Consider the following 25500-nt stretch of genomic DNA (forward strand, 5'->3'; position numbering starts at 1 on the left):
AATTTATTTATGGTTATCATGACATATTAAAGCTATTCTACATTTAGACTGCTGTTTTATTTTTAAATATTGGATTTATTAGAAGTATGCCGAGTTCATTAAAACATAAGCTGAAGGAAATTATTGGAATTACATCTTGTACGGCGACAATTTTATTTGCCGTGATAGGTATATTTTCCTTAAGTGAATACATAACTTATTATGGTTCCATATTTATATTATGCATGATAATCGGAATGTATAAATATGCATGATTCGATACAAAGTAATAGATTGCTAAATATGGCTCTAAAAGAAAATGCGGTTTGTTTTTTGGAGCCACTTTATGAAGAACGTGTCATCGATAAGCTCAACGCTGCGTTAGATATAATCTTTGCTAACAAAAGTGGCGAAAGGCGCTATGCGGATGCTTTAGAGTTATATCAATCCGGTGTTTTTAATGACATCGTAACACCCAAACTTATCTCATTGATTTTCAGTTTTTTTCCTAACCCTGTTCTATATCACTTTCATTCATATGAAATAACAGGTCAACAAGACAAGCCTCATATCGCAGCTGATAACTTTTTAGATGGATGGCATAGAGACATTGACTGTATATACGACATCAAAACTAAAGGCGTCCAGCATATAACTTTATTTATCTACCTTACTGATGTAAATGACGGAGATGGTGCGTTTGAGATCTGTAATAAAAATTTAGGCTTTTTTTCTAGATTGTTCAAAAACTCAAACTTCTTTCGTGTGACTGGAGAAAAAGGTCATACTTTTTTATTTAATAGAACGGCTTTTCATCGAGCTAGCCCAAATAGAAATTCTAAAAACCGACGTGTTCTTAAGATTTCATTTCAAGACAAAAGCACGGTAATGCCACCATTAAACGTAAATATAAAAAGCCATGAAAAGCGGTTCAAAATACACCAAACTATGGAAAATATAAATAAGTCTGACATCGTAGTCAGGTCCTTATTCGGAGATAAAAATATTTGCAACCATGATGTATCGGCTAAAGTAAAAGAGTTCTATTATAAAGAGGCACTAAATGAATTAGTGCCTGAACATGATGTCCTGTTTAAATGTCCGATGAACTTCTTACAAGAGTTTAGGGCAGTTGCTAAAGATATAGTGTATCTTAAACATTTAGTCTTTTCTCAAATATTAAGATGTATAAAACGCTAGCGTGATATTCTTTTTCTGATTACACAAGCTTTGTGATTCCATTTATTTATGAGAGATGGTTAATCCTCAAACATCCAAGCTACCAACGATTTATGTAATTTAATTTTATGGTCTTCTCGTCAAAGCTTGTTGTTCTTTCATGCCAGCCATCCTCTAAATCATAGCCTTTGTTTACGCTGATTTGGTACAGCTCGTCTGGGGCGCTTTGATATCGTAAGCGACTGAAAATAGATAAGCTATCTGCTCGAGTATTGTGCTGGATTAGCGTATTCCAAGACCACTGGTTGTTAAAAGCGATACTTGCTTTAAAACGCGTGTTGTACATGTTTTCGCTTAAAATATTTTTGCTGTAATAGTGATGATGCCTACTAAGTTGAAGTAAGATATGCTTATTAGGCTTGTAATTAATTTCCGCAAGCACTTGCTGTCGATCACTGTCATAAAATTCGCCTGAACTGAGCGTTATGTTGCCAAAAACACTTTGATCTGTAGGTGTGCGATAATACGCTTCCCACTGGTCAAAACTATAATCCTTAGCCTCAAACCCAATACTTCTCCCCATTGCATAATGCTTCTTTAATCGCTCTTTCCTTGCGATATATTGAAGTTGAAAGATTGATGAGTTTTTCATTTCTATACGCATCGGTCTGATGAGGTACTTTTTGCTCAGCCAGTTGTTGTTTACATCATTACGTTGATAGTAGTGATAGTTAACTTGGTAGTAATTTATATATTCGCTCAGAACTCCAGACTGCGGACGTTCTCTAAAGTGTGATACCAGTTCATAATAATTAATGCCATTTCGGTTTACAAAGCCCAGTGCAGGATTGAAATCTTCCCCCAAATATCGATACTTTGTTCGCAAGTATACTCGGTCATTGGGTAAGGTTATCTGTGCACCATATGCCTTGGTATCTTGCTCAGGGTACATTTTTTGCGTTTGCTGATACCAAGCAAATGCTCTGATCTGTTGATTGTCGAATATATCGTTTGCATAGCGGTAATCAACGCCAAAAAGCCGGTCATTATCTCTGCTATTGGCGCTGCCATCTGTTAACATTGCGCCAAATTGATGCGCTTCACCAATTTGGTGTTTAACTCGCGCAACAGTTAGTTGGGTTTTATCTTCTGGCTGGCCATCTTTTTCTTGGTTTACACTGAGTAAGCCAAAACTTGTATTACCTAACTTACCAGTCAACTTTGTACCCCAATCAATATCTAATACGCCACTTTGTGGCCCTTGACCAATTGTTCTGGAGTAAAATGGCATACCATTGTAGTCATCATTGTTAAAGTCACCAAAGCTAAATACCTGACTATCCTGTAAAAAAAAATCCCGCTTTTCTACAAAAAACTGGTTAAAACGAGTCATATTAATATCTACCTCATCGACATCGGTGCCAGAAAAGTCGGTATTTAGGGTAAGCACGCCAGTGACACTGGGTGTAAATTTATAAAATGCGTCCAAAGAAGGAGTCCACTTTGACTCTTTAGGGTTGTCTTTAAAACTGATGCCTGATTTAAGCTCTATGCCTTTTCCTTGTGAAAGCCCGTGAAGATTTGTTATTTGTGCAACTTGTGGCGCAGTCCAACCTCCATTTTGAGGATCATTAATGTTCCAGTAAATTTGTTTGTATGGCTTGGAGAGTTTATGTCGTAATTGTAGGCCCCAATTGCTTTTGTTAGGGTCAAATGACACCGACTGCATCGGTATGGCCATCTCAACGCTCCATCCTTGCTCTGTGCGTTGGGTTTTTGCATACCATATTGTGCTCCACTGTGCGATATATTGCGTCCCATCAACTAAGCCATCTTCTCTTACACCGGATGGGGTAACATGAAATAAATAGGCATCACGCTTATCAAAGTTTGTGTCTAATGTTATACCAAAGTAGTCTTCATCCCAGATCCTATCACCTTGAGTAAGCACTCTGTCTGTGATTGTCTTTGCTGGTTGAGTGATTTGTGCGGCAATGTATAGATACGATTCATCGTAGGCAATTCTTGCTTTAATGGGGTATAGAGCGTCTTTGCCTAAGTTAGGTCTAAATTCAACAAACTGATCAATAAGCTTTGCACCTTGCCATTCTTGTTCATTCACATAGCCATCAATAATCGGCGATACTTTCAATTTGGTCATACTGAGCGGTGACCTTTTAAACTCGTTATTGGCATGTACCGTGAGTACCGGTAGCAATAAACTAAGGGTTAGGCAGTTAGCGTAGTTCATATTTTTTTCCTGCTTAAAGTAACTTTGCAAAAGAGTGCCTTAGCGGCCAAGGAAAGGCGTGAAAAAGTGGGGAAATTGCGTGACAAAAAGGTGATTATTGAACTTTTACTCTGTAATACATTGATCTTACTCGTTTGTTTTTGCCTAACTGAATTTTTGTAGCCTCCTTACCATTACTTTTATTTGCAAACTGAACTTTTTTTTTTAACTGCCCGTAGACATATAAGGATGTGTTTAAGGAGAGAGACCGCAATGTCTAAGGCGCTTTATTGGTTTACGCATGATTTGCGACTTAATGATAATACGGCTTTAGAAGCGCTTTTGAATCGCCATGACGAAGTTGCTTTTATGTTTGTAATAAACAGCGATTGGTTTAAACCAACAAACTATTTTCAAAAAAGTATGGGCGTACACCGTTGGCAGTTTTTGAAAGGATCTTTAAAAAACTTACATAGTCAACTGAGTAACCACGGCCACCGTTTAATACTGAAATGGGGCAATCCTGTGACTGAGATTATGGACTTTGTTGAACAGCATAAAGTCACACACATAGTCACCTCTGTGCAGTTTGGGTTTTACGAGCAAAAGGAAATAGAATCAGTTAAAGCGCAACTCCCATCAGTGACAGTCAACAGCTATTGTACAAGCACTTTGTTTAGTGAAGAGCAAATTGTTACTGAGCAAACTCCCTTGCAGTCATTTTCGGCCTTTAGAAAGTACGTGGAAAAACAAAATTTTGCCGTAAGAAAACTGAGTTCTAAAGACATTGCTTTATGGCCAAAGTCCATCGATGTACAACCAGTAGAGCACAGCGACAGTGTTAATCATGTTCTTGATAAGGTTGAGCGAGATTTGATTTGCGACGAACCGCTTGCCGAGCTGCAGTTTTTGGGTGGAGAACAAGGCGCACTTTCACATATTTGTGATTACTTCAGCTCCTCAGCGCCGCTAACGTACAAAAAGACTCGTAACGAGCTAGACGGCAAATATAATTCTACCAAGTTTAGTCCGTACCTTGCGATGGGCAACGTATCTCCAAGATATATATGGCATGAGCTTATTAAGTACGAGCAAAGCCGTTGTAAAAATGAGTCAACATATTGGATTGGTTTTGAGTTGTTATGGAGAGAGTACTTTCAGTGGTTACTTAAAAGCCGTGGTAAATCATTTTTTCGATTTCAGGGGGTAGCAAAGAGCAAGCCATTAACCAGTTTTTACGCACATAGGTTTACTCAGTGGTGTAATGGAAAAACAAAGTATCCCTTAGTTAACGCCTGTATCAACCAACTTAACGCAACAGGGTATATGTCTAATCGCGGTAGACAGATAGTTGCGAGCTGTTTGGTTAATGAACTGGGTGTTGATTGGCGTTATGGTGCTGCTTATTTTCAACAGCAACTTATTGATTATGATGTGGCTTCAAACTGGGGGAACTGGCAATACATTGCCGGTGTCGGAGTAGACCCTCAAGGCGGCAGACACTTTAATTTAAGCAAGCAGACTCAACTGTATGATAAAAATGGGGATTTCATAAAGAAATGGCATGGTGAGTATGACGACAAGCATGTCTATGATTTGGTTGATGAAGCAGATTGGCCCAACATATGAATAAAAAATATTTACCTACAAAAACCTGTGCAGTGTGCTTGTTGCCATTTTCTTGGCGAAAAAAATGGCAAAGAGATTGGGATAAAGTCAAATATTGCTCAAAGCGCTGTGCTTGTGCCCGTCACGTTATTAAAAAGGTGGTCGAATGAAAGACAACTATAAAATTTTGAGGTTGGTACTGGGTGATCAACTCAATGCACATCATAGTTGGTTTAAAGATAAAAATGACGATGTGGTTTATGTTATCGCTGAGTTGCATCAAGAAGCATGTTACACCACCCACCACATCCAAAAGGTCTGCGCGTTTTTTTGTGCGATGGAGAACTTTGCGTCTGCACTTAGTACAGCAGCTCATCATGTGTTACATCTAACACTAGATGATACAGTTCACTACCGAACCTTACCTGAGTTATTGTCAGTATTGATTGAGCGTTATGATATTAAACAATTTGAATACCAGCTACCAGATGAATACAGACTAAAAAAGCAATTGGAGGAGTTTTCTAGCAATCTCAAAATTGCTACAAAACCATTTGAGACAGAGCATTTCTATTTAAATGAAAACATGCTCAAGACGGATTTTAAAGCAGGAAAAAGCCATAGAATGGAGGCCTTTTACCGTAAAATGCGCAAGAGATTTAACATTTTAATGCAAGGCGACCAGCCTCTTGGCGGCAAATGGAATTATGACGAACAAAATAGAAATAAGCTCAAGAGTGGTGATCACCCAAAAGTCCCTGAGCCGTTACTGTTTCAAAACGATATATCATTAATCGTTGCACGTATTAAGCGACACAAAATAAAAACAATTGGTCGCATCAATAACAGCTTATTATGGCCTGTAACTCGAACACAAGCTAAAGAGCTTGTAGATTACTTTTGCCAACACTGCCTTGAAAACTTTGGCCGCTTTCAAGATGCGATGAGTTGTGAACTTGACGATGTTTTTGGACAAAAGCAGTGGAGTTTGGTGCACTCTAGGCTCTCTTTTGCTCTAAACAGCAAGATGATCAGTCCTGCTTTTGTCGTCAACAAAGCCATTGATTTTTATTTGAAAAACGACAAGCGTGTGTCGCTTTCGCAAATTGAAGGCTTTGTTAGGCAAATAATAGGTTGGCGAGAGTTTATTCGCGGTATCTACTGGGCTAATATGCCAAATTACGCACAGCTAAATTCTCTATCTGCACATAACCCATTGCCAAGCTGGTTTTGGGATGGCAATACTAAAATGAATTGCCTTAGGTATGCGATTGTTCAGTCACTTGATTTTGCTTATGCGCATCATATTCAAAGATTGATGGTAACTGGCAATTTTTGCTTGTTGGCGGGTATCAACCCAGATGAAGTGGAACAATGGTATTTGGGAATATACATAGACGCACTAGAGTGGGTAGAAATGCCTAACACCCGCGGTATGAGCCAATTTGCTGATGGCGGTATTGTCGGTTCGAAAGCTTATGCAGCGAGCGGGAATTATATAAAAAATATGAGCGATTACTGCGGCAAATGCGATTATGACGTAACGCAAATAGTTGGTGCAAAGGCCTGTCCCTTGAATTCTTTATATTGGCGGTTTATGACTATTCACGAAGCTAAGTTTAGTAATAACCCAAGGCAAAAATTAGTTTATGCCAATTGGCGTAAAAAGGCACAAAGCCATCGGGAAGAAATACTTCAGCAAGCAGAAACTTACTTAATAGAGGTTGAAAACCTCTAAGCGATAGAGTGTAAAGGGCCTTTACACTCATTTACCTCACTTTCAGCAGTTGTTTTAACTAATTTGGCTGACATCCTCTTTTATATTTCATACCATATTGCTTTAAATATAGGAGACTATGAATGGAAGTTTCTACTTGGTTGAGTTTGGCTGCGATATGTATTTTGGGTGCTATGTCACCAGGCCCTAGTCTCGCAGTTGTTCTTAAGCACTCTTTGCATAATAGTGCATTACACGGCATTGTAGCGAGTATGTCTCACGGCGTAGGCGTGGGTTTATATGCCATGATCTCATTGCTGGGCTTGGCTGGATTGATCAATCATTATCCTGCATTATTTCAAGCCATGGTAATAGGCGGTGCAATTTACCTAGCGTACATGGGGATAAAAATTCTAACAAGTACATCTAAAGGCGTAGAGATACGTTCAGAAAAGGCTACAGTAAACTATAAACAAGCGGCGCAAGATGGATTTGCGATAGCATTTTTAAACCCTAAATTAGCGGTGTTTTTCCTCGCTCTTTTTTCGCAGTTTATTGTGCCTGAGAAGCTTGATGGCGCAACAGCGTTTATAATGTGTGCAACGGTATTGGTTATCGATACGGCTTGGTACTTTTTTGTATCAGTACTAAGCGCAAAAGCTAAGCAAAAATTTGATTTACAATCCAAACAAGGGGTCATTGATAAAGCCCTTGGTATTGTATTTTTGTTACTCGCAACACGTGTAATTATAAGCCAATTTGCTTAACTCTTTTAATCTAGGGTTTCACTATAAAGTTCGAATATCGTTTGTTTAAGCGCTGCTAAACCCTCATGTATATTCATAATTTCAAGCGACACCGCGGTGTCGTTTACAACTCTTGAAAGTTCAACTTCAAAAGTTGCCCTTTTACCGTCTAACAATTGCAGTTCCAAGACATCTTGCGTTAAAGCCTCTTTGAGCGTCATAGCCATAAAAGGGTGAGTTCGAATAACGAGTCCTGATAATGATAATGATAAAACAGGGAAGGGCGTACAAATTGATGGGGCCTTTAAAACAATACCAGACAAACGTCGGGTTACCCAGTAACGGTTACTCGACTCAGCATTAAATATATTTGGTAAGTCACAGGAAAAAGTTGCTGAGCCATTGTCCGACGTATGTATATGTGCGGGGAAATAGACGACCTCAGAGTTTATTTTAGCTACAAGTTGAATGTCAGATGCTTGGCTCAAAGTATGTAACCAATGTTTGAGTTGTGAAGCATGGCTCTCTTCTAAGCATATATCAAAGTGGGGCTCGTTTTCATCTTTGAGTACTTGTGAAATAAACTTAGTTTCTTCCTTTGACAATTTCATCATGTAAGGTCCATAAAAACAATACTGGTTAAACAATGCACAACCTGTACCACTTATAGCAAATATAGTGAGTTTAAGATCATTTACAATAATTGGCTATTACAGCTCATTACAGACTTCTAAGATCAAAAATACTCTATAACTTATAGCGGCTTATGACTATATCGGCACAAAGTGCTTATTATTTAGTCTTTATATTAGTCTAATTTACTCAATAATGTATTATTATTGGTAACAGTCACAGTGGTGGGATCTTGAGCATGATATTACTTTGCTATCGTTAGACTCGCGATTAGTGATCCGTTGATAATTTACGCGTAAAGACTTCATGTTCAGCCCTTGAGATGATTTCGTCAAGTCCGCCATTTTGGCTTAACTCTTGAAGCTTGTCGTTTACGCGTTTTATCAACTTTACGTGGTCTTTTCTTATGTAATGATATAAGGGGAGCCTATCAAGGCTTTTTTTATGGGCGACGATATTTGTTATGCCTAAACTCTTAAGTACGACCAAACCATCCATTCTGTTTGTAATAGCAATATCAGCAAGCCCTGCCTGCACTAATTTAAACATTTGCGCCGTATTATCTGTATCAGTGACATTCTCAAAGCCTCTTGTAATGTTTTCAGTATGTTTTACACCTCTTACTTTAACAACCTGATATTTTGCAAGATCCGATGGATTATTGATTTTGATTGAGCTGCCTTTTTTGGTAAAAACCATGGTCTCAAGGAAATAGTAGGGGGTTGGCACTCTCGTAGTTGAGTGGGTCTCGTACCCATAACTATATATACGCATGATTTCTCCATCATTAGACCCTTTTGCTGTAGTGTGCTGGGCTCTTTTTCCGGGTAAAGGGGTAATTACGATGTTTATCCCTAACTGCTGGTATACTTCAGTCAAAACAATGCGACCAACTTCTTGTTCTGTAAGGTAGTTAATTGATGCGAAGTGATATGTTTCACTGTGTAAAGTAAAACTAACAAGGGTAAATAACAACAGTAGATACTTCATAGCTCACTAAAATTTACTTAATTAAACAGTAAGTTGCATGCGCTTAGTATAGCCTATTTGAGCAATACAATGACAATGTAGTTGTATTAAAATGGGACGAACTTATTGGTATGAAGTTTATTTACACAAATTGGAACCTTTTTTTGCCTTAACGTGCCTATTATAAAAGCGTTTATTATTTTGGAGTGTTATGAATGCAAGTGAAATAGCAATACACATTGCCGACACCCTTTGAGGAAGGATATAGGTCTGCATTACGATATACTAATACTGATTAATAAATTACCGGATACGCAACGTCACATCGTGTATTTATTTTACTTTGAGCAGATGACGCTTACAGATATTGGTGCTGTACTTGAGATGGCGATAGGTATGGTGAAGTCTACTTTGCACAGAGCGCGAGCAACGCTTGCACAGTTGGCAAGTGAACAAACAGAGAGTTAGGAGCATTGAAGATGAATATTGATGAGAAAATCAAAGCGAGCTTAACAACAGAGCAGCATCATTTGGATACAATTATGAGCGACGATAGAAGCTTGTTTAATCGCTTATCAGATATCTATCAAGGTAGTATGCGTGTTTGGGTTATTTTGTCGAGTATTGCAGCACTAATTATAACATTTGGCTTCGTATATGCGGGTTATCAGTTTTGTATTGCTACGACTGTCTCATTACAAGTGTTTTGGGGCGTCTGGTTTATTGTTGGCTTGCTGAGTCAAATAGCAATAAAGCTATGGTTGTTTATGGAAATGAACCGAGTTGCACTGCTAAAAGAAATAAAGCGTAGTGAATTAAATATATTATCGGCAATGAGTCAACAGAACTAACTCATTACTCAGTATGAAAGGCGTTGTTTAACAGCGCCCATTCACATTTTAATACATATTACTATTTGCATTAATCAACAAACCTCTTACTATGCTATCGCGCAAAAGAAAAAAGAAAATTTAAATGTCAGTATTACAGTTCGGTGAATTTCAATTCGATCCTGCTTTATCTCGTCTATCAAAAGATCTTACTGTAGTAAATCTTGACCCTCGGCAAATTGCTTTGTTGCAGTACTTTTTAGATAACCCTCATAGAATAATTAACCGTGATGAATTACAGAGTAAAATTTGGAACGGCATTATTGTTACAGATAACGCAATTAATAAGCTGGTTGCTAATTTGCGTAAGGCTTTAGGTGATGATGCCAAAGAGCCTAAATATATTCAGACAGTTCCAAAGCAAGGCTATCGTTTTGTATGTGACGTTACCTTAGTGGAATATCAGGTAAGGTCGACCAGTGCTTCTGGTCAATTATCCCTCCCCAAGTCCAAGCCTGTAAAAAGATGGTTAATCAGCACAGTATTGGTACTAACTTTAACCGCTGTATTTGTAGCAATAGGGTCAATGTCTACTGCGTATCACTATGGAGATACACAAACGTTAAGTCGCTTTCATGGCTCAAAAAATACGCCGGTATTTATCGATGGCACAGAAAACATGCTGTTTATTAACGCCACTCAAAGAGGAAAAACGCTTTGGTTAAGCGATAGTAAAACTGCTGTGCCGTCACAAATAGATATGGGCGACCAAAACATAGAAGAGCTAGTGAGCTACCAAAATGGAGCGCTTCTTTACAGGGGCAATGGTCCCGAATGTGGTTGGTTCAGCACTACCTACGATAAAAACAATATTAGGCTATCAGATGATAAAAAACAGTTTTCTTCGTGTGCTGAGCTAACAATACATAGCTCACAATTTGCTGCGCGTAGCCAAACACTTTATGTTTTGGGTCACCCTAAAAGGTATGAGCATGACAGTAAGTTGTATAAAGCTCAAGAGGGGGAGCCGCTGCAAAGCGTTTATATTGAGCTGGGTAGTCAATGGCGTATGGCGTCCCTTGATATACATCCAACAAAGGACCAACTCCTTATCACTGCTCATTCACTCGCTGGCAAAACAGGCGTCTTTGCCTACCAAGCTGCCACGGGTAATGTAGAGCAAATAAAAGAATTGACTACAATTGTTGAACATGCGATTTGGGACCAAAACGCTCAAGGCATTTTGTATATTACACCTGCGCCAAATAGTCGATTGATGTATCAATCATTACAAAGTGACAGCGAAACTTTAATTGCGAACGTTAATGAGAGACTATGCTGTAACACTGTGCGTCATCCAAATGGTGTAGATTATGTGTTTGTCAGTAGCGATAAAAATATTGATATAAAGTGGTTATCAACCAATTATGTATTAGATAACAGTAGTGTTATTGACAGAGAGCCATTATTTGCCCATAACAAAGCGGGGCACTACTTTTTATCAAATCGCTCAGGTCATACACAAGTGTATTATCAAGCACCTAATGAATCAGCAAGACTGGTGACGGAATTAGCGCACAACTTTAGAATTAAATCTATGGCGCTGTCAGATGACGATGCATTTTTACTTTTGCGAGGTTTACATCGCCTATGGTTAGTGCCGACACAACAAGAATCACAAATTAAAGATACTTTTATAGACGGATATATACACGGTCAACAATGGCTCACCAAAACTCTGTTTGCTATCACAATTAAACAGCAGGACCAAAAACAAGTTTGGATAATGAACACCGACATGCAAAAAGTCGCGCAGCTAAACAGCGAATTTTCATATGTTCTAGCCGATCCTAAGCATCCTGATGTACATTACTATGTGGATAAAGAAAACACCTTATATCGCGCACTTCCCGAGCAAATTCTCGTCAACGTTAGCGCTGAACAACTGTCACTGATAGGAGATTTACCCGAGTTTTCTAGACTGTTGGTAGAAGATAATACGCTCTATGTTGTAAGCCGTTATGGAGAGACATTAAGCACGTATAAAATAGCTGATACTTTGCAGCCGCTTGCCAAACAACCGTTAAATGCCTACTTAGGATTTGATGTAAAAGATGGCCAAATTATCTATGCGGGTAAAACGCACTACCGTAGTGAAGTATATAGAACAATAGCAACCGAGTAGGGTGCTACTTATATAATAGTTCTTTGTAACCTGACCTTTGCTCTGAAGTGTTAGTTTATCTTTGTGTAATTATTTGTAATTTCAGAACAGTTCCATAAATAGGTTTATTTGGGTTAGACTGTCACTACGTTTGCTGTAATTGTGTTGAAGGCCGTGTTTAATAAAGTTTATCAAACATGTAAATACCTTGTCGTAATGACCTTATTTTTTAGTGTGAGTTTGTCTGCTAACGAAACTTGGCAGGAATTAGAAAAACAGTTGAAGCAGGAGCTAAATCACGATTCAAACACCTCTTTGATACATGCGCAAAACTTACTTAAAGACCCGCAGTACAGTTTTAAGAACAACAGAGACGCGTGGTTCACATTTAATCTTTATCTTACCTTCTCACAAATCAACCTAGGCCAATTCGACGAAGCAAAAGAAAACGCACAAATGCTGTATAAACAGAATGATGCTGAGCATTTTCCGGTGCAAAGGGCTGAATCGGCGTTATTAATTGCTATGATCGCGGACCGGCAAAGTAATGTAAATCTTAGCAAAACCATGGCCAAAGAAGGCTTACAGTTGCTTGGCGACGATAAATCTAAACATGCAATGTTAAGCGCTGACCTGTATTCACTATTAAGTGGTAGTTATAGAGATCAAGCAGACTATGATCAAGCTATCGCCTATGCAAAGCTAGCTTTGGAATATAGTAAAGGCGATAAATCTAAATTGGCGACAATGCACAATCAGATTGGTGTATTGTATGACTATACTGGCAACCTCGAACTTGCGCTTAAGCATCATGAAGAGTCACTGATTATTCGTAAAGAGAATGACAATCAGCAAGGAATATCAGATTCTCTTTACAACATAGGCGAGATTTATAGGGATATGAAGCAATATCCAAGTGCTTTATCACACTTCAAACAGGCTTTACAGGTTGACCAATCATTAGGCAACCCTTATCACATAGCTAATAGCCACGGTAAATTAGGCCAAGTATATACCTCTACCAACGAACTTGAACTAGCCAAAGAACATATACAAAAAGGACTTGAGCTAACGCGTAAGATGCACTCGAATAGTGACACAAGCTGGCAGTTGAGCAATATGGCACATGTTTTCATGGCAGAAGGCAACCTTGAACAAGCCAAGCAGGTATCAGATGAAGCTTTGCAGCTAGCCTTAGAAACAAACGCTAAACGCACTGAACATACTGTTCGTATGACACTGTTGGACATTGCGATGAAGCAGCATGATGTAGCAGAAGCACAAAAGCAAATATCGATTTTACTGGCTATGAAAAACATAGGCTTACAGTATGAGCAAGAATTACATAAAACTAGGGCGCAGTTATACGAAGAGTCCGGTGATATTGGTGCGGCGTATCAAGCGACTAAAGACTACCTTCACGCTCGACAAAGACTTTATGAGTATTTGGAAAAGAAACAGACACAAAGATTAAAACAAAATGTAGAAGTGATCCGCCAAGAGCAAGCGCTTAACTTACTGCAAAAAGAAAAAGAGCTACAACAATTCCAATTGGATAATTTGAAATTGCAAAGGGGTGTTGCACTGCTAATTATGTTGTTGGTTGTTGGCGTGTTATTGATGATCTACTTTAGACAGATGGCCAAACAGCGTATGGCAAGTTTAAAAGCACATATGTTAGCCAATAGCTTAGAAGAGAAAAACCAACTGCTGTCTGATGTTGCCCATGAGCTAAGAACTCCACTTACAGCCTTGAAACTCTCTATAGAGTTACTAGAACACAATATTGAGCCCGATATAGATAAAGCCTATGCCAAAGTTCACGGCAAAATATCGCAGTTAGATAATCTGATAAGAGATATTTACCATTCTGCGCAATACGATAATAACGTCATGCAGTTATCTAAAGAAAGTTGTGATCTCAATGAACTAATTGATGATGTGGTGGGGGATTTCGAAGGCCAATTTAAGCAAAAGCACCAAGCATTATTGGTACATAAGCCGACATCGCCTCTTATGTGCAATGTGGACCCTGAGCGCTTTAAGCAAATAATAATAAACTTGCTAAATAATAGCTTGGCTTACACTTACGAGCACGGGCAGACGCAAGTTTCATTAGAGTCAATTACGAGTAGCAATAAACAGAGTGTAAAGCTAATCGTATCCGACTCTGAGCCGGGGCTTGAAGAGCCTGAATTAGAAAAAGTGTTTGATAGATTGTATCGCGTAGAGTCATCGCGAACGCGAGATTTGGGCGGCTCAGGATTGGGGTTGGCCATTTGTAAGCAAATCGTGCTCGCACATGGTGGAAGCATTTACGCAAAACAAAGTAAATTAGGTGGGGTAGAGTTTACGGTAACGTTTAATAACTTATAACCAGTTCATTAAATGAGCAGAGGTTGTTTTCAATTTTTACTCATTGTGAGTAGAGGCTTTCATTGGCGTTTCTAACAATCAGAGACCGTCAATATGACTAACTTAAGTGATGCAAAAGCCTATGCCCTGAAATCTGGTCGTTTACAAAAAGGTGCTGGACTTTGTTCATCAATAAAAAATCTGCAGTGGTAAAAGGTTGCTATGCGCTCACCGAACCTGGAATGGTTACTTTTGATGTGAAAACATAAAAGTAACTAGCTTTACACGTCCATTTTTTGATAATTTAATAATGGCTGTCTAGGTTATTCGTTCATTGCCACTATGACACAATTTGGCGAAGTGGCCGGGGAGTCCCTATCATTCGTTAGCTATTTAATTAATCTCACATGGAAGTATCATGATTAAAGCATTATTACTCTCAATTTCATTGTTTTCTGTTGCCTCATCAGCGAAGAACTTAGTTCTAATTGAAAATGTCACTATCATTTCACCTCACTTGCAAGCCCCAAAAGTGCAGATGAATATATTAATAAGTGATGGACGAATTACCGAAATAACTAGCAAAAAGATTACATCCTACGATCATAAAATAAATGGTATGGGCAAATTTTTAACGCCAGGTCTTATGGATAGTCATGCGCATGTATCATCAATCCCTGGTATGGGGTTTGGTGTTGAACCCGTAGCGATTAAACATCCGAAACTCGTAAAAGCTTATTTTGAACAACAACCAAGAAGCTTTTTATATCATGGGGTCACTCAAATACTTGATCCGAATCCGGGAGTGAGTTTCAATTATTTTACTTCCGCGTCTCTTCGTCCGGATTATTTTCGCTGTGAAGTACTAACATCAAAAAATACCTTTCCATATGTAGAGAAAAGAGACGATCTATCAAGATCAATGTTTACGTATCTAATTGATGAAAATGCACAAGCAACCGAAGAAAATTCTGTAGAAAGATTAATTGCTAAGATTGCCCATTCAGGTGCTTCATGTATAAAGCTTTATTTTGAAGACGGTTATGGTAATGCTAACCAATGGGCAACACTTTCAACTAACACGCTAAAACGTATCAAGCTATCTGCTAAAAAATCTAATTTACTCATAGTAGCCCATGCGAATGCCTTAGATATGCAGCAATTAGCACTTGGTGCAGGTGTTGATGTTATCGCTCATGGCATGTGGAATTGGGGACAATATAATCGCGAGAAAAATATTCCTAAGGAGATATCTAACACTCTAGATATAATGATTAATGACGAAGTAGGCTATATGCCTACACAAAGAGTGATTGCTGGTTTAGGTGAAGTAATGCTTCCTACTATTACTAATTCCCCTGAGTTTTCATCTATTACACCTAAGTCACTTATAGATTGGTATAGAACAACGGAAGCGCAGTGGTTCAAAGAAGAGCTTCGAATTGGCTTTGATGGAATGCCTGATCAATCAATTTCAGATGCATTTTTATATGGGCGAATAGGAAAAGGGAATAAAATCATTCAATATCTAAGAGGTTCTAACCATCCTATTTTATTGGCTTCGGACTTCCCCGGAAGCCCTAGTTTTGCCAATCAACCTGGGCTGACAACCTACCAAGAAATGAAAGCGATGATTACCGCAGGGCTATCGCCCGAAGAAGTGCTGGCGGCCGCAACCATTAATAATTCTAAACAATTCAAAATTGATGATGATTACGGTACAGTCGAAGTTGGCAAAATTGCTAACCTTCTGTTGCTTAAAGCAAACCCCTTAGACTCTATAGAATCTTGGAACAGTATAGAAACGATTATTCTGCATGGAAAACCGATAGCTAGAGAAAGTTTGGTGGTCAATAAATAGCGAACAAAAAACTAAACAAGAACAAAAGCAGTTGGTTAGGTTTTGCTTCATATTTTAACCAACAATTTCTGTCCGCTTAAGTGGCCGTTAAAATTCGTCTAATTTACTCGCAATGCTTGAACGACTTTGAATAGCACGTTCGCGCCTGTCAGATTTGATTAGAGCCCTGTTTTCGAATCTGACAAGTTATTCACATTGTATGTTGATATCAAGCTATAATTTTTATTTTAATCAGTCAGTTATCAAGTGGGTCGCGCAAATTTTATTGCCCGCGGGGTCACGTAGATAAGCCAAGTATAGCTTTCTTCCTAATCTCTCTCTAAGACCAGGGGGCTCTTCGCAACTCGTACCACCATTAGTAATTCCAGCAGCATGCCACGCCTCAACCAGCTCGGGACTCTCAACTTTGAAGCCGATTGTCATGCCATTACCATGAGATGCTGATCCACCATTAATAGGCAAAGTGAGTCCTAAAATGCCCTGAGAGTTTACATATAAACATCGGCCATATTCGTCTATTTCGCCCGCTGGATAACCCAGCACGGCTAAAATGGCATCATAAAACTGTTTTGATTGGGCAATGTCTTTGGCCCCTAGCATAATGTGGCTAAACATAATTTTCCTTTTCGTTATCTTCCAACAGCTTTAATTTGCTATATTTTAAAGGTGTTGTCGAGCAGTTGAGGTCGATTTGCATCAAAATTTAGTTAGGAAATTTTTCTTATGAGTGCACTTGCCAGTTATAAACAATCGGTATTAATTGTGAGCTGTGCACTTTACTTGGTATCGCTGTGCTTACCCGCATTACATTTTGCTGAGCAAGCGTCTTTGGCTGGCTATTCACTGTTGCTATGGGGGTGGTGGGGGGTTGTTACATTAGATCCCGCTTGGTTTGCTAACCCACTGTTTATTATCGCCTTGGTCCATTGTTATTTAAAAGGCTATAAGCGTGCTGCGATATATTCAGGTGGGGCACTAGTATTAGCGCTGAGTTCGTTTAAAGCTAAGCAATGGTTTTTTAACGAAGGAGGTGGGACGCCCATAACAGGATTGGGGGTAGGGTTTTATATATGGATAGTTGCGATTATTGTCTTGCTAACTTTTAACCTTGTATTGGCGCGACAAGCACACAAAAAAGCTGACCATCCACGCTAACAGAGGCCAGCTGACGCTAGGCGCTTATTTTACAATCGATTCTGATAACTGCAGTGGTTCGCCATCCACATCTAACCTTGCTTGTATCTCAATGACACCTTCGCTCAACTGAACAAAGTTTGAGATATCTGCAAACCAAAACTTTTGTTCGTATGGCTTAATAGTGACCTGTGTTGTCCACAGTTTTCGGCTTTGTTCGGGGTGCTTAAATGAATAGAAATTTACCGACAATGTGCCACTCGTCTCGCCTGAGTAAGGGCCAGACATAGTGATAGTCAACCCATCTTCGCTTTTTACTGCCATCTGCACTCCATCAAAGGAATCATCATAGCGTGGCGAAGGGTGAGCTTGAGGTTCTTTGTGTTTTATTAACGGTTGCCATTGTGTTTGTAAGATATCTAACTGGCGACTTAATTCTTTATGCTCACTGGGAGTTTTTAGTTTTTTAGCCAAGTTAGATAATTGCGTGCGACAATCGTTAAGTAGCTCTAATGCGTCTTCACAGGTATTAAGCAATTCAACGAACTGGTCGGTGTTACTAAAGTACCAAGGATCTGGGTTATTCTCACTTAAATTAGGTAATGTAAATTTATGGCTATGTAAGTACGGAGTGATTTTATGATTCATGCCATTTCCTAACACGCTGACTTTATTGTCATTAAAGGCACTGTTGGACGGAAGTTTGAATTTTAGAGTTTGGTGATGATGTTGTGAATAAACAGAGGTTAAAAGCTCATCATTACGTTGCCTAACCGAAAATACTAAGGCGTTATTCTGGCTTAAATCTTTCTTTAATTCGGGCCTTAAAGCAAGCATTTGTTTACCTGCTCCTAACTCAGATAAATCTAATTCGAAACGATTTGCGCCAACAAGTGTAAGCGGTATTGATTTACCGTTACTGTAAAACGCTAAACCAATTTCACCTCGTTTAAGTTGTGACGGCTCTAATTCAAGTTTTGCAGCATACAACCATTGCGTGTCCTTAATTTGTATTGGTAATTCAGGTTTTGGAAAATCAAGCGTTGGATGGTGTGCGGTTTTACTAGGAGAAATATCAAGCTGATGATTATGTTTTGCATCATCACTACGAAGCCAATACGCATTGCCATCTTGCTCCCATGGCCCAGACACAATATTAAAAGTAGGCTGAATGTTTTCTACAAACTGGGCAAATTGTTTTTCTAACGTTTGCCAATCAGCAAAGGTGCTTTTTAGTAATTTATTTGCAGTTGGTAGTGTCAGTTCAGAGTGAGGGTTGAGTGCCATTAACTCTTGCAAATATCGTTTAAAATACAATTGGCGTATCGGGTCCGACATTAAAAAGTGAATAACAAAAAAGTTAAGGCCTCTTTTGAGCTCTGGGTCGTCATTGATTTGTTCAATCGATGGGTTGTTGCTCTGTTCATATTGTTCAAGCCCAGTGGTGATGTAATTCATCGGGGCTCTATCAAATACCATTACTGTTAGTTGTTTTTTATCAGGGTTATAAACGTGGCTTGCGATTGAGTCAGCGAGCCCTTCTGTGATCCAGTTTGGCGCCCATGTTGAGTGTCCGTTTAACGCCATATGAAATGCATGCATTGTTTCGTGAATGACGATGTAACGTTGATGGTGTTCTCGATGGCTCGGAAAGTTATAGCCTGCTCGGTTGTAATACATGGTTTCGCCGCCTGCGGTTTTGTGGATCCCCCTTAAAAAACCATCATCCAGCATTGCTTCTTTTAATCTTGCTCGTGAACTACCATACACAACTGCAATACGTTGACTGTTAATATTCTTAGGCTCCATGCCAAATAACTCAACATAGTGAGGGTAGGCCATTTCTAAAAGTTCGAGGTATAAACGCACTTTTTTTTCAGACAAATCACTTTTTAAAGCAAAATGTTTGCTTACCCACCAGTTATAGCCACGGCTATTGCCAATTTTGCCATTACTGTATGTCGAAGGAATTGTCTTTCCTAAATAAGCAATATGAATATCTTCCAAAGTACTGGTTCGGCCAACTACATGAACGTTTGCACGCATATTTTTTATATCATCGGTGCTGATTTTTGATTTTTTTGCGGTTTCCAGCCCTGTGCAACCCACCGCCAAGAGTAAAAAAATTACTAATAACTTTCGCATTATGGTGTTCTCATTTTTATTAATTAGGTATATTGTATTCAATATACGCTCACTATATCAATCCTAATTATCAAAATGAATAACAAAAAAAATACCACAAAGTATAAATTTGGTTCTGGGTTCTATGTTGCCAATATCATGGAGATATTTGAGCGGCTGGCTTGGTATGGGTTTTTTGCTGTTTCGTCTATTTATATGACAACGCCATTAAGCCAAGGGGGGGTTGGGTTCACAGACATTCAGCGAGGTGCAATACAAGGGATCATTCCTTTCTTTTTATATCTATTACCCGTATTAACTGGCGCATTAGGCGATAAGCTTGGCTATCGACGTATGTTCATTATCTCTTTTAGTATTATGACGCCATGTTACTTTTTGCTTGGACACGTTAAGTCGTTTGGCTGGTTCTTTATAGTACTCAGTGGTATCGCTTTAGGAGCGGCCTGCTTTAAACCGATTGTTGTTGGTACTATCGCACACAGTACCAATGATAAAAATAGAGGCTTAGGGTTCGGTATTTTTTATACCATGGTAAACATTGGCGGTTTTTTGGGGCCTTTAATAGCTGGTTCAATGCGCGCAATTAGCTGGGATGCGGTCTTTATGATGTCAGCATTTTGGATTGCTATTAATTTCATTCCAGTACTGATATTTTATCGTGACCCGCCGTCGTTACAAACAACATCTACACACCTAAAAAGCGTTATAACTCAAGCTCAAACCGTTTTAGGTAATGCTAGATTTGCGCTGTTGGTATTTGTATCAATCGCACTATTTATGGCTGCAGGCGTTGGTTGGTTAAGCTACCTACACAGCGTGTTTTGCATTTTGACTTGGCTGGGTATAAACGTGCTATGGCATTTTGTTGGCAATGAAAACTCTGAATCTTGGTGGCGTCAAAAGGTGCGTATAAGTAATGCTAGATTTGCAATTTATTTGCTTATCTTATCGTTGTTTTGGAGTGTTTATAACCAGTTATTTTATACCTTACCGCTTTTTATTCGAGACTTTGCAGATACTCGTGACTTAGTCAATTTTATCGCAATGTTTGGGCAAGGTGCGATTGAGTTTTTTGCCTACGTAGACAAAGCCGCCATTGGACAGGCTTTACACGAATTATCAATCACATTGGCGTCTGGCGGAGCCGTTGACTTTGAGGCGTTAAGACTTGAATGGGTACATTTAAAAGTAAACGTACCTCTGGAAGATTTAAAGCTGTTAGTTGCTGATATGGCAGTATTGAGCGACCCCGTGAATGGGCTACAGTCAATTCACATCGCTCAATTTACCGAGCAACTCCTAGCATATCGACAGATAAACCCTGAGTATCTTATCAATCTGGACTTTGCAGCGATTGTAATACTGCAGATTTTAGTAAGCTATTTATGCCAAAAGTTTAACCCTATGTATGTTCTAGCCTGCGGGTTAGTTATCACGGCTTCTGCATTTATATTACTAGCCAGCAGCAACCATATAGTAAGTGGTATTTTGGTGACAACGGTTATTTTATTGATTGCGCTAGGAGAGATGTTTACGTCGCCTAAAAGTCAGGAGTACGTGGCATTTATCGCACCAAAAGAGCAAACCGCAGTGTATATGGGCTACTACTTTGTTTCTATGGCGTTGGGTTTTTTATTTGCAGGCTTTTTGTCAGGCTGGAGTTACAGTGAGCTCGCTTTGAAAGAAGGCAAGCCCGAGCTGATGTGGGGCGTCTTCTCGTTAATAGCGCTTGTAGCTTGTATTTCTCTGCTTATATTTCAGTCTCATGTAACTAAACATCAAACAGAAATTGAAGGATCCACGAATTATTCATAAGTTGGGCTTTAAATTCACTAAATGTACTTAAAGTTTAGCTTTACGAGTAATAACCAAAGCAGAACAGTTATGTTCATTTATAAATCTACAAATTAAGGAAAGTATTGTGAAATTTAAATATATAAAGAATACCGCAATAGCCCTCGCTATAACTACGTCAATGGCTACTGTAGCGAGCGAAGAGACTACGAATTCAACTCAGCAGCTGGTTAAAAGCGAGCTTGAAATCTCTGAATCTGCTTATATTCAGGGCTTGATAACCACAGAACTAATTCGCGGTTGGATTTTAGACGGTGCTAAAAGTGCCATTAAAGGGGGAGCAAAGGATTTCATCTCTAACTTGCTATTTGGTGGGGGAGAAGCAGGCCCACAGATTGTTCGTTTACATGCTGAAGATTTGCAAAAAATTGAAAATTTGGTGTTTGGAGTGATCATAAATGATGCTGTTCATGATGCTAAGAGCCAGCTCGCTTCATTCAGCAATACTTTTGATTACTATCAAGATTCCCTTAGTGGCAGTAATTTCGACCCCTCTATATTGACTTCGTTGTTGTTTTACGTGAATGCATTACGTGAACATAGGGCTTATGACTCATCATATAATAGTAATGCTTATGCGCTCACTTCTTCTTATTCTCTAATTGCAACCCTCAACTTGGCTGTACTTACAGAACGCCATGTTAAAGGTTATGTAAGTGAGGCATTTGTTAAATCGCAGGCCAGCGCTATGGCGAGTAAATTGGCATCATTAGGCGCAAAGGTTGATGCAAAATCTTACTCTATGGGAGGAGTGCAAACATTTGGAAGTCGTTGTTTTGGTGGCCGTTCAGTACCAGCTTTAAGTGCTGCTGCAGAGCAAGAACAACCAGATAATAGTATAATGGCACCTTTAGATTGTATGGTTGGCGCTTCATTCCCTGGAAAGCCGACTAAACGTTGGAATGCAACAGATATTGGATTACGCCGTGCTGAAGACCTCGCATATGAGTACTTATCAGCTATGCGCGCTGAATACCGTAAGGAAATTAAGGGTGAAGATTTTGAGTCTGTAATCAGTAAGTTACGGAATTTATAGAACCTTATATAAACAGAAGGGAAATAAAAATTTTGAAACTCTTGATTGTATACAATATATCATATATTGTTTACAGGCGTTTAATGAGTGTACTTATTAGGCGAATTGCAAATACAAAGTATTAGTTATTATTTTCCCTAAGTTGTAAGCCCAGCTCTGCTGGGCTTTTTTAGTTTCAAATTTGGCTAACGTTGAAATTGATAAACACTTCCAAGTGCGAGTATGTGTGTTAACTCATCTAGCGCCGTCTGTGTTTCAACAATTAATTGCGGATCTGCAAGGTCGTTATCTGTTAATTTGTCTCGATAGTGTTTATCTACCCAAGTTATTAATGTTGAAAACTTATCATCACTCATCATAACCTCGGGGTTTACTTGGGCAAGTTCTTGCTCGGTTAATGCAACTCTTAGCCTTAAACAAGCTGGGCCGCCACCATTTTGCATGCTTTGTCTAAGGTCAAAAAACTTAACGGTATTGACAGGGTTGTTCATGGACAGCAAAGATTCAATGTATTGACTCACGTTGCTGTTGTTTTTGCACTCCTCTGGTGCTACCAGCATCATAGAGCCATCTTCTAGAGAGACTAGCTGACTGTTAAACAAGTAGCTTTTTACTGCATCTTCAACACTAACTGATTGCGTTGGCACCTCAACAATATGAAGCGGTTTGTCACCAATGTATGCTCGATTAATCTTGTCTAAGGCTGAGGGTTGGTCTAAAAATGCTTGCTCGTGGCATAACAGTACATTTTCATTTCCCACAGCGATGACGTCATTGTGGAATACTCCTTGGTCGATCACCTCTGGGTTTTGTTGGATATATATAGCTTGGCTGTGATTAATATGGTGAAGTCTGGCGATTGCTTGGCTTGCTTCTAGTGTTTGCCTGGCAGGATATTTTTTAGGCCCTTGGATTGAGTTATTAAGACTACTTGCACCATACACAAACAATTCAAGTCCTTTGCTACCATGGCTATCACATAAACGCGTGTGGTTGGCCGCGCCTTCGTCGCCAAAAAAAGGCTGTTCGGGTAAATGAGTATGATGCACAAAATAGTCGTTGTTGTTGAACATTGCTTTAAGCAAGGCGGTCGTCGTCTGTGGTTCTAATGAACGGTGATATTTATTATTTAAATTGGCCGCAGTGAAATGCACTTTATTGTCTTGTGTATCTAAAGAGGGTGAAACGGTTGCTGCATTAGCAGTCCACATCGCTGATGCAGAATAAACTGCTCGAAGTAAAACGGGTGACTCTTTAGCTGCTTTATTGATCACTTGCGAATCATTGCCAGTAAAGCCCAAACGCCTGAGGGCGTCTACATCGGGACGAGCATGGGGCGCAAACACACCTTGTTTTAAACCCATATCATGCATTGCTTTCATTTTTGCAAGCCCCTGAAGGGCAGCCTGTTTTGGGTTTGAAACTGCATCGGCATTATTTAATGAGGCCACATTTCCATAAGATAGCCCTGCATAATTATGGGTTGGTCCTACTAAGCCATCAAAATTAACTTCTAAACTGGCCAGATTATTATTCATGTCATGTTCCTGTACTGTTGATGTGTTACTGAGTATGACAAGAGTCACGCTATAATCAATTGCCATTCGATTTCATAGAAAAATATTGAATATATGGATAAACGAATATATGATTTTCCATATATTCTAGTAGTCGAGAAAAATATGGACTTACTTACGTTTTACAAAGCACTCGCTGATAACACGCGATTACTGTGCCTGTTATTAATTGAACAGGAGCAAGAACTGTGTGTATGTGAATTAATGGCAGCACTTGAACTTAGCCAACCAAAAATCTCACGTCACCTTGCACAACTGAAAAAGGTAGGGATTGTGACCGATCGCAAACACAAGCAATGGGTTTATTACCGTATCAATGAACAACTAGCAGACTGGGTTAAAAGTGTAATCACCCAAACCTATGAACATAATCAAGCATTTTTACAAACCGCCACAGACAAACTAAACAGCATGGGATCACGACCAGAGCGCGTGGCCTCTTGTTGCAACAACTAATTAGGACTAACACAATGACAATCAAAGTAGGAATTAATGGATTTGGCCGTATGGGTCGTCTTACCATGCGTGCGTTATATGCAAGCAACAACATAGACATTGTTCATATTAACGACCCTGCGGGAGATGCACCGACACTGGCTCATCTTATGAACTTTGATTCGGTGCACGGTCGTTGGAGTTTTGAAGTAGATGCAAATGATCAGCATATGCTGATTGATGGTCATAAAATTAGTGTGTCTCATAATAAAGAAATTGCCCAAACTAATTGGTCTGGCTGTGACTTAGTGATTGAAGCATCGGGTAAAATGAAAACCAAAGCGTTGCTTCAAGGTTACCTTGACCAAGGCGTTAAACAAGTTGTGGTAACTGCGCCAGTCAAAGAAGAGGGCGTTTTAAACATTGTGTATGGTGTTAATCATCAAGAATATGATGAAGCAAAGCATGACATTGTAACTGCAGCGTCTTGCACCACAAACTGCTTAGCGCCAGTTGTTAAGGTCCTGCAAGACAAAATTGGCATTGAACACGGCTCAATGACCACTATCCACGACATCACCAATACGCAAACGATTTTAGATGCACCTCATAAAGACCTCAGACGTGCTCGAGCGTGTGGTATGAGTTTGATCCCAACAACAACGGGTTCTGCAACGGCTATAACACACATTTTTCCTGAATTAAAAGGTAAATTGAACGGTCATGCGATCCGTGTACCACTTGCCAATGCATCAATCACCGACTGTGTGTTTGAAGTTAGTCGAAAGACGACCATCGACGAAATAAATGGCTGGATGAAACAGGCTGCCGAAGGTGAGTTAAAAGATATTTTAGGCTTTGAAACACGCCCGTTAGTGTCAATTGACTATCGTACCGATCCACGCAGTTCAATTGTGGATGCACCATCGACCATGGTGGTCAATGGTACGCAAGTTAAAATGTATCTTTGGTATGACAACGAGTGGGGCTATGCAAACCGTACCGCCGATCTGGTTCGTTACGTTGTTGCTAAGCGTTTTGTATAAAG

Annotated in this window: 21 protein-coding genes; 15 read left to right on the top strand and 6 right to left on the bottom strand. The window is 39.3% G+C overall.

The features are described 5' to 3' along the window. The first annotated feature begins 282 nt into the window (after nt 1-282). On the top strand, nt 283-1179 hold the full coding sequence (locus HG263_RS00885; protein ID WP_171624205.1) for a phytanoyl-CoA dioxygenase family protein: 897 nt from the start codon (nt 283-285) through the stop codon (nt 1177-1179). 79 nt (nt 1180-1258) lie between these two features. Here HG263_RS00885 and HG263_RS00890 read toward each other — a convergent pair whose 3' ends face one another. Continuing rightward, nucleotides 1259-3409, bottom strand: a complete 2151-nt coding sequence (locus HG263_RS00890) for a carbohydrate binding family 9 domain-containing protein (RefSeq protein WP_171624206.1) — start codon at nt 3407-3409, stop codon at nt 1259-1261. Nucleotides 3410-3661: 252 nt separating this feature from the next. Between HG263_RS00890 and HG263_RS00895 the strand changes: the two genes are divergently transcribed. The 4 genes from HG263_RS00895 to HG263_RS00910 all read left to right on the top strand — a co-directional run bounded on the left by HG263_RS00895 (nt 3662) and on the right by HG263_RS00910 (nt 7480). Next, nucleotides 3662-5017, top strand: a complete 1356-nt coding sequence (locus HG263_RS00895; RefSeq protein ID WP_171624207.1) for a DASH family cryptochrome — start codon at nt 3662-3664, stop codon at nt 5015-5017. Continuing rightward, complete coding sequence (locus HG263_RS00900) at nt 5014-5166, top strand: DUF2256 domain-containing protein (protein WP_171624208.1); 153 nt, start codon at nt 5014-5016, stop codon at nt 5164-5166. Before HG263_RS00895 ends, HG263_RS00900 begins: the two co-directional genes overlap by 4 nt. After that, nucleotides 5163-6734 carry a cryptochrome/photolyase family protein gene (locus tag HG263_RS00905; RefSeq protein WP_171624209.1) on the top strand — a complete coding sequence of 524 codons (1572 nt, stop codon included), beginning with the start codon at nt 5163-5165 and terminating at the stop codon, nt 6732-6734. Before HG263_RS00900 ends, HG263_RS00905 begins: the two co-directional genes overlap by 4 nt. A gap of 122 nt (nt 6735-6856) precedes the next feature. Next, nucleotides 6857-7480, top strand: a complete 624-nt coding sequence (locus tag HG263_RS00910) for a LysE family translocator (RefSeq protein WP_171624210.1) — start codon at nt 6857-6859, stop codon at nt 7478-7480. A 5-nt stretch (nt 7481-7485) separates the two neighbouring features. Here HG263_RS00910 and HG263_RS00915 read toward each other — a convergent pair whose 3' ends face one another. Continuing rightward, on the bottom strand, nt 7486-8073 hold the full coding sequence (locus tag HG263_RS00915; protein WP_171624211.1) for a hypothetical protein: 588 nt from the start codon (nt 8071-8073) through the stop codon (nt 7486-7488). A 289-nt stretch (nt 8074-8362) separates the two neighbouring features. Next, a complete protein-coding gene (locus HG263_RS00920) occupies nt 8363-9082 on the bottom strand; it encodes a substrate-binding periplasmic protein (protein WP_171624212.1) in 720 nt (239 codons plus the stop codon). Between the two features lie 231 nt (nt 9083-9313). Here HG263_RS00920 and HG263_RS22530 point away from each other — a divergent pair, with 231 nt between their 5' ends. The 5 genes from HG263_RS22530 to HG263_RS00945 all read left to right on the top strand — a co-directional run bounded on the left by HG263_RS22530 (nt 9314) and on the right by HG263_RS00945 (nt 16271). Further along, nucleotides 9314-9529, top strand: a complete 216-nt coding sequence (locus HG263_RS22530) for an RNA polymerase sigma factor (protein WP_281358232.1) — start codon at nt 9314-9316, stop codon at nt 9527-9529. An 11-nt stretch (nt 9530-9540) separates the two neighbouring features. Next, nucleotides 9541-9912 (top strand): DUF6768 family protein, encoded by a 372-nt coding sequence (locus HG263_RS00930; RefSeq protein ID WP_171624214.1) that lies wholly within the window; start codon nt 9541-9543, stop codon nt 9910-9912. A gap of 124 nt (nt 9913-10036) precedes the next feature. Beyond that, on the top strand, nt 10037-12076 hold the full coding sequence (locus tag HG263_RS00935; protein ID WP_171624215.1) for a winged helix-turn-helix domain-containing protein: 2040 nt from the start codon (nt 10037-10039) through the stop codon (nt 12074-12076). Nucleotides 12077-12271: 195 nt separating this feature from the next. Then, nucleotides 12272-14431, top strand: coding sequence for a tetratricopeptide repeat protein (locus HG263_RS00940; RefSeq protein ID WP_171624216.1), 2160 nt, complete (start codon nt 12272-12274; stop codon nt 14429-14431). A 397-nt stretch (nt 14432-14828) separates the two neighbouring features. Continuing rightward, on the top strand, nt 14829-16271 hold the full coding sequence (locus HG263_RS00945) for an amidohydrolase family protein (protein ID WP_246239849.1): 1443 nt from the start codon (nt 14829-14831) through the stop codon (nt 16269-16271). 231 nt (nt 16272-16502) lie between these two features. Here the strand turns inward: HG263_RS00945 and HG263_RS00950 are convergent, their stop codons facing one another. Continuing rightward, entirely contained in the window at nt 16503-16886 is a 384-nt protein-coding gene (locus HG263_RS00950; protein ID WP_171624217.1) for a VOC family protein, read from the bottom strand. A gap of 108 nt (nt 16887-16994) precedes the next feature. On the opposite strand from HG263_RS00950, the gene HG263_RS00955 reads away from it, so the two are divergent. Continuing rightward, complete coding sequence (locus HG263_RS00955; RefSeq protein ID WP_171624218.1) at nt 16995-17426, top strand: hypothetical protein; 432 nt, start codon at nt 16995-16997, stop codon at nt 17424-17426. A gap of 24 nt (nt 17427-17450) precedes the next feature. On the opposite strand, the gene HG263_RS00960 is transcribed toward HG263_RS00955, so the two are convergent. Then, nucleotides 17451-19550 carry a hypothetical protein gene (locus HG263_RS00960; RefSeq protein WP_171624219.1) on the bottom strand — a complete coding sequence of 700 codons (2100 nt, stop codon included), beginning with the start codon at nt 19548-19550 and terminating at the stop codon, nt 17451-17453. Nucleotides 19551-19625: 75 nt separating this feature from the next. Between HG263_RS00960 and HG263_RS00965 the strand changes: the two genes are divergently transcribed. Continuing rightward, on the top strand, nt 19626-21365 hold the full coding sequence (locus HG263_RS00965; protein ID WP_171624220.1) for an MFS transporter: 1740 nt from the start codon (nt 19626-19628) through the stop codon (nt 21363-21365). Between the two features lie 106 nt (nt 21366-21471). Next, nucleotides 21472-22440, top strand: coding sequence for a hypothetical protein (locus HG263_RS00970; RefSeq protein WP_171624221.1), 969 nt, complete (start codon nt 21472-21474; stop codon nt 22438-22440). 185 nt (nt 22441-22625) lie between these two features. Here HG263_RS00970 and astB read toward each other — a convergent pair whose 3' ends face one another. Further along, nucleotides 22626-23966 carry an N-succinylarginine dihydrolase gene (gene astB / locus HG263_RS00975; protein WP_171624890.1) on the bottom strand — a complete coding sequence of 447 codons (1341 nt, stop codon included), beginning with the start codon at nt 23964-23966 and terminating at the stop codon, nt 22626-22628. 156 nt (nt 23967-24122) lie between these two features. On the opposite strand from astB, the gene HG263_RS00980 reads away from it, so the two are divergent. Next, the gene (locus tag HG263_RS00980; RefSeq protein WP_171624891.1) at nt 24123-24473 is read left to right on the top strand and encodes a metalloregulator ArsR/SmtB family transcription factor; all 351 of its coding nucleotides are present in this window, start codon (nt 24123-24125) and stop codon (nt 24471-24473) included. Nucleotides 24474-24487: 14 nt separating this feature from the next. Further along, a complete protein-coding gene (locus HG263_RS00985) occupies nt 24488-25498 on the top strand; it encodes an ArsJ-associated glyceraldehyde-3-phosphate dehydrogenase (RefSeq protein WP_171624222.1) in 1011 nt (336 codons plus the stop codon). Nucleotides 25499-25500 lie beyond the last annotated feature (2 nt).

Source organism: Pseudoalteromonas caenipelagi (assembly GCF_013140855.1).
GTDB lineage: Bacteria > Pseudomonadota > Gammaproteobacteria > Enterobacterales > Alteromonadaceae > Pseudoalteromonas > Pseudoalteromonas caenipelagi.

What these genes read in the sequence shown, in the direction of transcription:
- HG263_RS00930 (WP_171624214.1), top strand. Translation starts at nt 9,541, where the DNA reads ATGAATATTGATGAGAAAATCAAAGCGAGCTTAACAACAGAGCAGCAT.
- HG263_RS00950 (WP_171624217.1), bottom strand. Translation starts at nt 16,886, where the DNA reads ATGTTTAGCCACATTATGCTAGGGGCCAAAGACATTGCCCAATCAAAA.
- HG263_RS00965 (WP_171624220.1), top strand. Translation starts at nt 19,626, where the DNA reads ATGAATAACAAAAAAAATACCACAAAGTATAAATTTGGTTCTGGGTTC.
- HG263_RS00960 (WP_171624219.1), bottom strand. Translation starts at nt 19,550, where the DNA reads ATGCGAAAGTTATTAGTAATTTTTTTACTCTTGGCGGTGGGTTGCACA.
- HG263_RS00895 (WP_171624207.1), top strand. Translation starts at nt 3,662, where the DNA reads ATGTCTAAGGCGCTTTATTGGTTTACGCATGATTTGCGACTTAATGAT.
- HG263_RS00985 (WP_171624222.1), top strand. Translation starts at nt 24,488, where the DNA reads ATGACAATCAAAGTAGGAATTAATGGATTTGGCCGTATGGGTCGTCTT.
- HG263_RS00890 (WP_171624206.1), bottom strand. Translation starts at nt 3,409, where the DNA reads ATGAACTACGCTAACTGCCTAACCCTTAGTTTATTGCTACCGGTACTC.
- HG263_RS00900 (WP_171624208.1), top strand. Translation starts at nt 5,014, where the DNA reads ATGAATAAAAAATATTTACCTACAAAAACCTGTGCAGTGTGCTTGTTG.
- HG263_RS00915 (WP_171624211.1), bottom strand. Translation starts at nt 8,073, where the DNA reads ATGATGAAATTGTCAAAGGAAGAAACTAAGTTTATTTCACAAGTACTC.
- HG263_RS00980 (WP_171624891.1), top strand. Translation starts at nt 24,123, where the DNA reads ATGGACTTACTTACGTTTTACAAAGCACTCGCTGATAACACGCGATTA.
- HG263_RS00935 (WP_171624215.1), top strand. Translation starts at nt 10,037, where the DNA reads ATGTCAGTATTACAGTTCGGTGAATTTCAATTCGATCCTGCTTTATCT.
- HG263_RS00885 (WP_171624205.1), top strand. Translation starts at nt 283, where the DNA reads ATGGCTCTAAAAGAAAATGCGGTTTGTTTTTTGGAGCCACTTTATGAA.
- HG263_RS00910 (WP_171624210.1), top strand. Translation starts at nt 6,857, where the DNA reads ATGGAAGTTTCTACTTGGTTGAGTTTGGCTGCGATATGTATTTTGGGT.
- HG263_RS00905 (WP_171624209.1), top strand. Translation starts at nt 5,163, where the DNA reads ATGAAAGACAACTATAAAATTTTGAGGTTGGTACTGGGTGATCAACTC.
- HG263_RS00920 (WP_171624212.1), bottom strand. Translation starts at nt 9,082, where the DNA reads ATGAAGTATCTACTGTTGTTATTTACCCTTGTTAGTTTTACTTTACAC.
- HG263_RS00945 (WP_246239849.1), top strand. Translation starts at nt 14,829, where the DNA reads ATGATTAAAGCATTATTACTCTCAATTTCATTGTTTTCTGTTGCCTCA.
- HG263_RS00955 (WP_171624218.1), top strand. Translation starts at nt 16,995, where the DNA reads ATGAGTGCACTTGCCAGTTATAAACAATCGGTATTAATTGTGAGCTGT.
- HG263_RS00940 (WP_171624216.1), top strand. Translation starts at nt 12,272, where the DNA reads ATGACCTTATTTTTTAGTGTGAGTTTGTCTGCTAACGAAACTTGGCAG.